The sequence below is a fragment of the Brunnivagina elsteri CCALA 953 genome, from assembly GCF_002289455.1.
Classification (GTDB): domain Bacteria; phylum Cyanobacteriota; class Cyanobacteriia; order Cyanobacteriales; family Nostocaceae; genus Brunnivagina; species Brunnivagina elsteri.
In genome coordinates this window covers 1-11315 of the sequence record NZ_NTFS01000215.1, presented here as the reverse complement: position 1 = coordinate 11315, position 11315 = coordinate 1, and the positions used below count along the sequence as shown (strand labels likewise).

Genomic DNA, 11315 nt, shown 5'->3' with positions numbered 1-11315 from the left:
TTTTACATACCAATATTTTTTATCCAAAGTAAAAAATAAAACCAAGTAAAAATATTTTGGGTATTTGCTCAACAATACCCAGATAAATAGTACAGCTAGATATAAATAAACCGACTATTAATGTTGGCTAAAAGTCTCACAGATAAAAAATTATCTTAACTACATTCTGGATTATTGTACTAATTTTTATGGTTCAAGGTAAGTAAATAGTTAGGGTGGAAAATAAAAAGTTAAGTAATAAAGACTTTGGGAACTATACTAACTTTTTTTGCGCCTTTTTGCTTAATTAACTGAATCTTTAATTGATTAAATATGAACTTGAATAATTGGATATATCTAGCAGCAGGGCTTTTATTAGGTATTGGTTTTAGCAGCTTCAAAAGTAATCGTTCAAAGCTAAAATCTGAGGTGTTATCTTCGGTACAAATTGACAATAATAGTAGCAAAAATAATAATGTTAGAAATCAAGTCGATCGCGAGCAAGAATTATTACAAAACATTAAACAAACCCAATTAGCTTACCATTTAGCCCAGGAGATGAGCCAGTTTAAAGCAGGGTTTCTGGCACGAACCACCCATGTATTGCGATCGCCTTTAAATGGTTTAATTGGTTTACATCAGTTAATCTTAGAGGATTTGTGCGAAAACCCGGAAGAAGAGCGGGAATTTATCGAGCAAGCTCACGATCGGGCAATGAAGTTATTAAAATTAATCGATGAAATTCTCAATGTTGCTCGTGCTGAATATGGTACAAGTCGTTTAGATATGCAACCACAACCGCTAACAGAATTATTGCAGGAAGTTTACGACCTCACTTATATGTTAGCAGAAAATCGCAATTACCCATTTCAGGTACAACTACCAGAAAAGGAAATTTACACCACAACAGATGTTCGCTGGTTGCGACAAGTATTAATTAGCTTGATTGAAGCTACCATTGGTCAGATGGAAGTATTGATGGAGGAAGGTAGAATTTGTCTTTCAACTGCATCTGTAAATGGAACTGATTTAGAACCAAAAATAAACTCAAATAATTACGCGATTATCTGGTTAGATATCCCAACTTTTGCTTTTCCGAGTAGGGAAGAAATTGATTTTATGACGGCAGAGATAGAGGTAAATCCAAAATTCCCAGGACAAAAAGTTGCACCAGGAATGAAGTTATTATTGAGTCAAACCATGCTTGATGTATTGGGGGGAAAATTAGAAATTCTGACCTATCCAGGAGACAGCGAAGATTCCCAGCAAATGACAAGATTGGAAATTTCTATCCCGCTATGGACTGCTGAAACTGCACTTGTTCAGTAGTTAGGGAACCAAGGTTTTCAGGCTAATTCTAGCACCATTGTGGTGCTAGAATTAGCCTGAAAACCAATTTTTTGATAAAATTTTTGTTGATGAGTTGTCATCAAGTAAGTTCGCTCGACTCGACTCATACGAGGATGACTTAAAACGGTTTCTACTAACTTGCTACCAAGACCAGTTCCTTGATATTCGGGGTGAATAACAACATCCCATATCGTAGCACGATAGATTCCATCAGAAGTAGCCCTCGCAAAACCAATTATTTTCTCCCCATCTTTGACTGTAACTACTGGTTCACTATTCGCGATCGCAATTTCTAAATCCTCGATATTACGTTCTTTTGCCCAAAATGCCGCAACGTTGAATAATTCCTGTAGCTGATTGATATCGATATCTGACTTGCTAACGCTAAATTTTATCTGAGTCAAATTTATATAATCCATAGGGTAAAGCTAATTTCAGGTTTATTTTTAGGTTTATTTTTAATAATATTAAGTAATATGGAGTGGGATGTTATGCATAGGTTCCATCGAGATAATTTATTTTATTTTAATAACTAATTATAATAAATATTGAAAATTTTGCAAAGTAGAGCATTGAGCAATATCAAATTTAAAATCTAAAATCCAGAATCTAAAATCCAGAATCTAAAATCCAGAATCTAAAATTCAAAATCTAAAATTCAAAATCCAAAGACGTTCCACCGGAACGTCTCTACTGAATGGATTTCCATAAAGGGTGTGTTTCTCCTTGTTCACGAATACGGTAAACCTGGTTTTCAAGACGCTGCTTTTCTGGTTCTGGTAAACCAAAAAGAATATTGCGACTTTGCCAAATTAAAACAGCCATTGTTGAACCGATACAAAATGCTAAACCTACAGAGGCAAATGGATGGTGATAAATTCCATACCGTACAGCTACCCAAGTAAAGTACTGTCTCCACAAAGCAATTTCCGATCGCAAATTCCACAAAGAAATTGGTGCAAACAGTAGCCATGAGCAAGCTACAAATATCCACCGACCGTATACAGTTATTCGGTGTAATTTTTGTACTTGTTCTAAAAAAATTGGGTCTTTGTCAAATTGTTCCATAAATTATTGAGCAATGGGTGATTAGGAGTTAGGAGTTAGGAATTAGGAGTTAGGAGTTGTTGATTACGAATTCTCTTTTCTCCTTTTCCCCTTCCCCTTTTCCCTTTCACCTAACTTGCTACCGACTCCACATTTTCGGGTGGTGTGGGTTGTTGACTGCGTTCTCTCCACCATGCAAGGAGGGTACTGGCAATGAAGATACTAGAGTAAGCTCCCATTGTGAAACCAACAATTAGTGCTAGGGAAAAGTTCTTCAGGGTTTCTCCACCAAAGAAGAAGATAGCAAACAACGTTAGTAGGGTTGTGAAGGTGGTGTTAATCGATCGCCCTAGAGTTTGGTCAACTGCATCGTCTACAATGTCGGCAATGGGACGATTCGTGTTGTTTTGCTTGGCATTGATTTCCAATGTTTCCCGGATGCGATCGTAAATAACTACAGTGTCGTTAACGGAGAAACCGACAATTGTTAGTAGGGCAACGACGAATAAACTATCTGCTTCGATGCGTGTTGGTGCTAAACCCAGGATTGAGAATATCCCGACTGTAATCAAAATATCGTGGAATAAAGCAACAATCGCAAAGATGGCATAATCCCATTGAAAGCGAAATCTCAGATAGACTAAGATACCACCTAATGATAAAAATAAGGCGAGAAGACCTTTAGTAAATAGTTCTCGTCCGAGACTTGGACCAACACTATCGATTGAGTCTTTATTTGGATCGAAAGCACCAATCTTTTCCTTTAAAGCATTTAGAAGTTGAGTACGTTGTTCGGGACTTAAATTTTTGGAACGGATGGAGATACCATTGTCTTGTTTTGTCTCTTTGTCTGCCACAAGTTGAATGCTAGCATCCCCTAAACCTTGGGCTTTAGCAACATCGCGAACTGCATTAATATCAATGGGTTGGTCGCAGTTACCTGGTTTTGTGCAGTCCCTTTCCACCTGTAACCGAGTACCCCCAATAAAGTCCAAACCAGGACGTACAGGTGCTTTTATTTCCGGGTTCAAAGTGGAAATCACCATTGAGATGATACCAACAAGGATAATGGCAGCAGAAATACTCCACCAGAGCGATCGCGTTTTATTTACAGCTAGTTTCATTTAGCAACCTCTACTTTTTTGCTAGCTGACAAGTTGGGACAGAAATATTCTGGTTTTTTTAAAGCTGGGATAGTAATAGCCAGAAACATTAGGGTACGAGTGCAAATAATGGCTGTAAACATACTAATTGCCACCCCGATGCTCAGAGTAACCGCAAAACCCTTAATCAAACCCGAACCAAAAATAAACAGGAAGAAACAAGCAACCCAAGTAGTGACGTTTCCATCCAAGATACTCGAAAATGCTCGGAAAAAACCCGATTCAACTGAACGGTAAAGCGTTTTACCTGCCTGTAATTCTTCTCTGGTACGTTCAAAAATTAACACATTGGCATCAACTGCCATCCCAATACTGAGAACAAATCCAGCAATACCAGGTAGGGTCATAGTTATTTGCAATAACCCAAATGCTGCCCAGGAGAACAATGCATAAATTATTAAGGAAATATCCGCAAGCGCACCAGGTAATCTGTAATATGCCACCATGAAAATTAGGACAAGAGTCAGACCACCAATACCAGCATAAATACTGCTTTGAATACTGTCTTTACCTAAAGTTGCACCAACGGTACGATTTTCCACAATCTCAACGGGTACAGGTAAAGCACCACTACGCAGTTGAACCCCTAAATCAAGGGCTTCTTCAGAGGTGAAGTTACCAGTAATTGATACATTCCCACCTGTAATCCCGGTTGCTGCATACTCAGCACCAACAGTTGGATAGCTAACCATTGCACTGTCAAGAAAAATACCAGTACTACGTCCAGTTCCGGCAACTTCCTTACTTAACTGGGTAAAAAGCTCGCCACCTTTTTGCTCAAAGCCAATACTCACTTGCCAATTCTGACCTTGAGTTGGGGAACCTTGAGCATCTTTGAGGAATTTACCAGTTAGAGGTGGATTTGTGGGTTCAAAAAGTTCACTGATTGCGAGGTCGTTTTTCTGTTTATCTGCTTTAATTTTGTCAATAGCAGCTTTATCTTTGGCTTTAAGTGCTAGTTTGAGTTGGGCTTTCAACTGCTCATGGGGACCTCTTAACTCGAAAAATTTTGCTTCTGTTCCTGGTTTTTGCCTCTTAAATTCTAGTTGTGCCGTACCACCTAAAACACGTTCTGCTTGTTCTGGGTCTTTGACACCAGGAAGTTGTACGAGAATTTTATCATCACCAGCCTTTTGGACTACGGCTTCAGAAACACCTAAACCGTTAATCCGCAATTCCAGAACCTCGATAACATCCTTTAGATTGCCTTCGGTAATTTTGGGAATATCCTTAGTTGGTTTCAGTTGAATAGTCAACTGAGAACCACCTTGTAAATCTAGACCAAGGGGTACACGTAATCCGGGAGAAGCAATCACCGCGATGGCGGCGATTACCATGACTAATATTAGAGCTAATAGCGATCGCTGTCTTTGCATACCATAACGGGAGTGCGACAAACGATATAATAACGCTCTTTTGGGGATTTTTGAGTTAAGAGTTAAGAGTTATGAATGTTACTCGGTGGAAATTGGGCATGGGGTATTAATAAAAGAGAGACGCGATGTATCGCGTCTCTACATTATTGCAAACCGATTTTTAAACTCGCGACGCTACCATCTTTTGGACGGCTTCGACGATTTGTTCGGGTTGTATAATTGTCAAACTTTCCAATTTGCCATTATAAGGTGTGGGAATATCCTGGGAAGACAAACGTAATACTGGTGCATCAAGCTCATCAAATAAGCGATCGTTTATCGAAGCAGTCAATTCCGCACCTATACCCCCGGTTCGCATACACTCTTCAACAATAATGACGCGGTGTGTTTTACGTATCGATGCACCAATAGTATCAAAATCTAACGGTTTGAGGGAGATTAAATCAATTACTTCTGGGTCATAACCCTCTTTCTCCAAGCTTTTCATCGCTTGCATGACATGATGGCGCATTCTTGAATAAGTCAGAATTGTGACATCTTTACCACGACGGACAACTTCAGCTTTATCGAGTGGTAGTACGTATTCTTCTTCGGGTAAATTTTCTTTTAAGTTGTAAAGTAAAACATGTTCAAAAAACAACACTGGATTATTATCGCGAATAGCAGCTTTCAATAATCCTTTGGCATTGTAGGGAGTTGAACAAGTAACTATTTTTAAACCAGGAACCGCTTGGAAATAAGCCTCCAGCCTCTGCGAGTGTTCCGCACCTAACTGTCTGCCCACACCACCTGGACCACGAATTACCATTGGGATTTTAAAATTACCACCAGAGGTATAGCGTAACATCCCAGCGTTGTTAGAAATTTGGTTAAAAGCTAGCAGCAGAAAACCCATATTCATCCCCTCAATGATTGGTCTTAAACCAGTCATTGCCGCACCAACAGCCATACCAGTAAAACTATTCTCGGCGATGGGAGTATCTAAAACGCGAAGTTCCCCATACTTTTTGTATAGGTCTTTAGTCACCTTATAGGAACCCCCATAATGTCCTACATCTTCTCCCATAACAAGAACCGTAGCATCACGAGCCATTTCCTCATCAATGGCTTCCCGCAGAGCGTTAAAAAATAGAGTTTCTGCCATTAGACCTTTAATTATGCAATATGCGATCGTTATTCTAGAATCTTATCGTGCCTTGGGAGCAAATACGGTAGCATAAGCACGACTTAGCTATGTAGCATAAAACTCTATTTGGGATTAGGTATTGATTTATGGGATCGCTTGTTTGGAAATTGGCAATTAATTTGCGATCGCACTAACTGTGGCAACAGTTGTAATCTGAGCATCGGGAAACCTTCTTGGTCGTCCTGGTTTGCGCTTGTGTCTCTGATTAATGGACTTTTCGCTCGCTGCTGCTAACTCCTCTGGAGTACATTTAAACAGCCTAATTGAATCTAAATATTTTTTTGGAGTCATGGTTGGTTCGGTGCGTCCAGCTTCCCAGTTGCGGACACTTGTCTCGCTGATTGCAAGTCTGAAGGCAACTTCAGCACGGCTCAATCCAGCCCTTTCTCTCAGAACTTGCATATCCATAACTCAATGCTCCCCTTACTAACGGTAGAATAACCTGATACAATCGTTTAGCAATTTGCAACTCAAAATTTAGCTACTGAAATTAACTTGGTGGATTATTCGTCGGAATTAATTACTCGATTGAGGTAATATATTCAAGGAATATCCAGGGCAAGGTAATTTACCAAGCCGCTAAAATTTGGCAGAATTTTGCTAAAACTGCTTAAAAATAGATACCAGTTGACTAAAATTAGGCAACTGAATTTTTGCTGTAACTATTATTATTTTATAAGCTATTACACTGCCATCTGCAAAGTGAGCAGCTTAAACTCCTACTCACGGCATAGATTTGGGATTGAGAAATGGTGTTCCCTAGAATAAAACACCAAGAAATAAATTATACCCATTGTAGGGGTCTCCCCACCCTCAAAAATTATTGATACTAGGACTTACGCATTGACAGAAAAATCAAAATAGGAGTGTAGCTTTCTGGGCTTTGAGCTTGATTTTTATGTTCCATATTGTGCGATACGCATTTGGCGTTAAGCTCCGCTTATCGCAACCAAGAAGGGGTAATTTATAAAAGGCTGAAACAACGCATTTACGTTGATACACAACATAGTCTTTTTGTATAGTGCGTAAGTCCTAGATACGATGGATAGTCCCTAAATTGAGATATTTTATTTTCTGGAAATCCTTTACAGAGATAATTAAGTTTACCAGCGATATTGTTAGGACGGGGAGACCCCGCCCCTACGACTGCTTAAACTTGAAATGAAACAGCATTGAATTTATGTGAGAAGTGATATTTTATTCTTCAAACCGACTTGTATTTAATTATTTAATCCACCGGGCTGCATCTTTGGCATGGTAGGTCAAAATTAAATCAGTACCCGCACGTTTAAAACTGGTTAATGTCTCCATGACGACACGCTCTTCATCGATCCAGCCATTGAGTGCTGCTGCTTTGACCATTGAGTACTCGCCGGAGACATTGTACGCCGCAACGGGTAAATTAGTGGCTTGCTTAACCCGCCAAATCACATCCATGTAGGACAATGCGGGTTTCACCATCAACATGTCAGCACCTTCTGCAATGTCTAGCTCAATCTCTTTGATTGCTTCACGGGCATTACCAGGGTCCATTTGATAGGTTCTTCTGTCGCCAAATTGCGGTGTGGATTCTGCGGCATCGCGGAATGGTCCATAATAGGCTGATGCGTATTTGGCTGCATAGGAGAGAATTGGGATATCTTCAAATCCAGCTTCATCTAATCCACTGCGGATAGCTGTAACAAAACCATCCATCATTCCCGATGGGGCAATGATGTCTGCACCGGCTTTGGCTTGGGATATTGCGGTTTTTTTGAGTAATTCTAAGGTGGGGTCATTTAAGACTCTTCCTGTCAAATCCCCTACCTGTAGATAGCCACAGTGCCCGTGGCTAGTATATTCGCACAAACATGTATCAGCAATGATAATCAAGTCGGGAACGGCTTCTTTTACGGCTGTTGAGGCTTTTTGGACAATACCACAGTCGTGCCATGCCCCTGTTGCATCCACATCTTTATCGGCTGGAATCCCAAATAAAATAATTCCTGGAATCCCTAAATCGTAAATTTCTTTAGCTTCCTCAACAATTTTGTCAACAGAAAGCTGGAAAACTCCCGGCATTGATTTTACTTCTTTGGCGATTCCTTCCCCTGGTACGGCAAATAGTGGGTAAATTAAATCACTTGTTGTTAAGGTTGTTTCGCTGACCATCCGGCGTAATTGGGGATGGGTACGTAAACGGCGAGGTCGATGTGTGGGAAACATAGAATTTTTATAAACTAAAAAGCACTAATGAACAAAAACAAAGCTTCACAAATATTGTGCGATCGCCTTAGCGTTCCGGAGGAATATCGCGAACCTGATGGTTTATCGCACAATGAAGTCAGCCAGACTACAACCAGCGCTTAACTGTTCTCTGCCCTACTACTTCATGTTGTGGGGCAATTTTGTTATGTATTTTACAGCGTCGAAGGGTTGAAGAAATCGAGATATCTGTCAAATATTGTTAAGTATTTTCTCAAAATTTGTGGCAAAAAATCATTAAGAAATAAATTACAAGGAGTGTGGCAAGGAGGGAATGAGTATTTAATTACACCAAGCGGAAAATGAAGGGGTAGCGGAAAGGTTTTTCAGTGTCGCTCAAAACGTAGAATAAAGCGCAAATTGTTAAAGCCCAATGTAGCATGAAACCCAATCCAGCGAGGGGAACTAATGTCCCAAACGAATGCCAAATTAATAGTCCAATCAGCAATCCATAAATCCAGATGTTGATGTGGAAATTGATTGACTCCTTGGCATTCTGTTTGACAACAGGGTCTTTGGTGATAAAACTGATAATAATGGGTATGGCGATCGAGAATAGAGTGGTGCTGAGAAAAATTGAGCCGTGACACAGTGCAGATAGCAACTTGCGTTCATCGGCATCGTACATGACTTTTTCACCTTTAAACTTTCTTTTCGGCGATAAGTAGGGCTTAATCCCTTTGGCATATCGGATTCCAATTTGAGTTGTCAGGTTCTGTGTTTTATTGGTCATTGGTCTATTAATTATTGGTTTATTGGTCATTTGTTTTGTTGGTCATTGATTTCTAAAATTTGATTGAAGGATAAGTTAGATCATGACGAAGAACTAATGACAGAGAGCAAACGAAAAAGAATTCACCGCAAACGACATGTTACTTGATGAATCTTTATAATCCTTATTGAATCTCATATAAAGACCCTATCACGACCGTTGATGCTTTAAGATGAAAACTCCTGACTAAATTGGAAAAAGTTAAATTAAGTTAAGTAAAAAATAAGTAGATACATTGATGTTAAATATGTCAACTGAACTTCAGACAGAAATTGCCAAGGCAGTTGAAAATCGTCGTAATTTTGCGATTATTTCTCACCCTGACGCGGGAAAAACCACACTTACAGAAAAACTATTATTATACGGAGGTGCGATTCACGAAGCTGGTGCTGTGAAAGCCCGAAGGGCACAGCGGAAAGCCACCTCTGACTGGATGGCAATGGAACAACAACGGGGTATTTCGATTACCTCGACGGTGTTACAGTTTGAGTATGGCAATCGGCAAATCAATCTTTTGGATACGCCGGGACACCAAGATTTTAGTGAAGATACTTATAGAACCCTTGCTGCTGCTGATAATGCGGTAATGTTGATTGATGCAGCGAAGGGTTTGGAACCGCAAACCCGGAAGCTGTTTGAAGTCTGCAAAATGCGCGGTATCCCGATTTTTACCTTTATTAATAAACTCGATCGTCCAGGAAGGGAACCAATCGAATTGCTCGACGAAATTGAGCAGGAACTGGGGTTGCAAACATATGCTGTTAATTATCCCATTGGTATGGGCGATCGCTTTAAAGGTGTATACGATCGCGCTGAAAAACAAATTCACTTATTTGAGCGTAGTGCCCACGGAAGTAAGGAAGCGCAAGATACGGTAATCGATTTGGGTGATAGTCAAATTGAGAACTTATTGGAGCAAGGGCTTTACCATGAATTTAAAAGCGATTTGGAACTGATTGAAGGGGCTGGTTGCGAACTCGATTTAGAATTGGTACATGCAGGGAAAATGACACCTGTATTTTTTGGTAGTGCCATGACCAATTTTGGTGTGGAGTTATTTCTGCGCTACTTCCTCGAATATGCTTTAAAACCGAGTTCCCACAGCAGTAATTTAGGGAATGTGGAACCGACTTATCCAGAATTTTCCGGGTTTGTATTCAAATTGCAGGCAAATATGGATCCAAAACATCGCGATCGCGTGGCTTTTATCCGTGTTTGTACGGGAAAATTTGAAAAGGATATGACCGTAAATCACGCCCGAACTGGTAAAAGTGTGCGCCTATCACGACCACAGAAATTATTTGCCCAGGAGCGAGAATCGATTGATGAAGCTTACGCTGGCGATGTTATTGGTTTGAACAATCCCGGTGTTTTTGCAATCGGCGATACAATTTACACGGGACAAAAGTTAGAATATGAAGGTATACCTTATTTCTCACCGGAATTGTTCGCGACTTTGAGAAATCCCAACCCTTCCAAATTTAAGCAATTCCAAAAAGGTGTTTCCGAACTGCGGGAAGAAGGTGCGGTACAAATTATGCACTACATCGACGAAGCTAAACGCGATCCCATATTAGCAGCCGTTGGTCAATTGCAATTTGAAGTAGTCCAATTTCGCTTACAAAACGAGTATGGTGTGGAAACCATATTGGATATGTTGGGTTACAGTGTGGCTCGTTGGGTTGATGGTGGTTGGGAAGCCTTAGCAAAAATCGACCGCATGTTTAACACTACCACCGTCAAAGACAGTATGGGACGACCTGTATTATTATTCCGCAACGAATGGAATTGTAACCAGTTATTACAAGACCACCCTAATTTAAAATTAAGTGCGATCGCGCCAGTATTTTCATCACAAACACCTGTAGAAGAAGGATAAACGGGAAGGGGAAGGGGTAAAGGCTTTTATGTATACTAGCTACTCGAAGAACCCCACCCTCCCCGCTCGCGAGGAGGGAACTGGATTTCTTATTTTCCCCCCTTTTTAAGGGCAGGGCTGTTTCGTTCCCTTTTAAACAGGATTTGTCAAGATGGTTAGCGCTAAAATTCTAAGTAAGGATGATGACGAAATGAACTTTTAAACACTTAAATACCCATGACTTTGTTCATTTTATCGGCACTCTGGTAACAAAATAACTAGTTTTAAATTGCTATAACCCTTGATTTTTATAGCCTTTTAGGGGATGAATCAGCCCTGC

Annotated in this window: 9 protein-coding genes and 1 pseudogene; 2 read left to right on the top strand and 8 right to left on the bottom strand. The window is 40.1% G+C overall.

From position 1 onward, the window contains the following. Positions 1-312 precede the first annotated feature (312 nt). The gene (locus CK510_RS18200; RefSeq protein WP_095723050.1) at positions 313-1308 is read left to right on the top strand and encodes a sensor histidine kinase; all 996 of its coding nucleotides are present in this window, start codon (positions 313-315) and stop codon (positions 1306-1308) included. Here CK510_RS18200 and CK510_RS18195 read toward each other — a convergent pair. From CK510_RS18195 to CK510_RS18160, 8 genes and pseudogenes are all read right to left on the bottom strand, one after another. Next, a pseudogene (locus CK510_RS18195) lies at positions 1268-1739 on the bottom strand (GNAT family N-acetyltransferase). The gene CK510_RS18200 and the pseudogene CK510_RS18195 overlap by 41 nt on opposite strands. Before the next feature lie 280 nt (positions 1740-2019). Next, on the bottom strand, positions 2020-2397 hold the full coding sequence (locus CK510_RS18190) for a hypothetical protein (protein ID WP_095723049.1): 378 nt from the start codon (positions 2395-2397) through the stop codon (positions 2020-2022). Between the two features lie 110 nt (positions 2398-2507). Continuing rightward, positions 2508-3500, bottom strand: a complete 993-nt coding sequence (secF, locus tag CK510_RS18185; protein WP_095723048.1) for a protein translocase subunit SecF — start codon at positions 3498-3500, stop codon at positions 2508-2510. Then, positions 3497-4915, bottom strand: a complete 1419-nt coding sequence (secD, locus tag CK510_RS18180) for a protein translocase subunit SecD (RefSeq protein ID WP_095723047.1) — start codon at positions 4913-4915, stop codon at positions 3497-3499. Before secD ends, secF begins: the two co-directional genes overlap by 4 nt. A gap of 160 nt (positions 4916-5075) precedes the next feature. Then, the gene (locus CK510_RS18175; protein WP_095723046.1) at positions 5076-6059 is read right to left on the bottom strand and encodes an alpha-ketoacid dehydrogenase subunit beta; all 984 of its coding nucleotides are present in this window, start codon (positions 6057-6059) and stop codon (positions 5076-5078) included. Positions 6060-6215: 156 nt separating this feature from the next. Then, positions 6216-6509 (bottom strand): helix-turn-helix domain-containing protein, encoded by a 294-nt coding sequence (locus CK510_RS18170; RefSeq protein ID WP_095723045.1) that lies wholly within the window; start codon positions 6507-6509, stop codon positions 6216-6218. 816 nt (positions 6510-7325) lie between these two features. Beyond that, positions 7326-8306, bottom strand: coding sequence for a porphobilinogen synthase (gene hemB / locus CK510_RS18165; protein ID WP_095723044.1), 981 nt, complete (start codon positions 8304-8306; stop codon positions 7326-7328). Between the two features lie 325 nt (positions 8307-8631). Beyond that, positions 8632-8973 carry a DUF4870 domain-containing protein gene (locus CK510_RS18160; protein ID WP_095723051.1) on the bottom strand — a complete coding sequence of 114 codons (342 nt, stop codon included), beginning with the start codon at positions 8971-8973 and terminating at the stop codon, positions 8632-8634. Between the two features lie 391 nt (positions 8974-9364). Between CK510_RS18160 and prfC the strand changes: the two genes are divergently transcribed. Beyond that, complete coding sequence (gene prfC, locus CK510_RS18155) at positions 9365-10996, top strand: peptide chain release factor 3 (protein WP_095723043.1); 1632 nt, start codon at positions 9365-9367, stop codon at positions 10994-10996. Positions 10997-11315 lie beyond the last annotated feature (319 nt).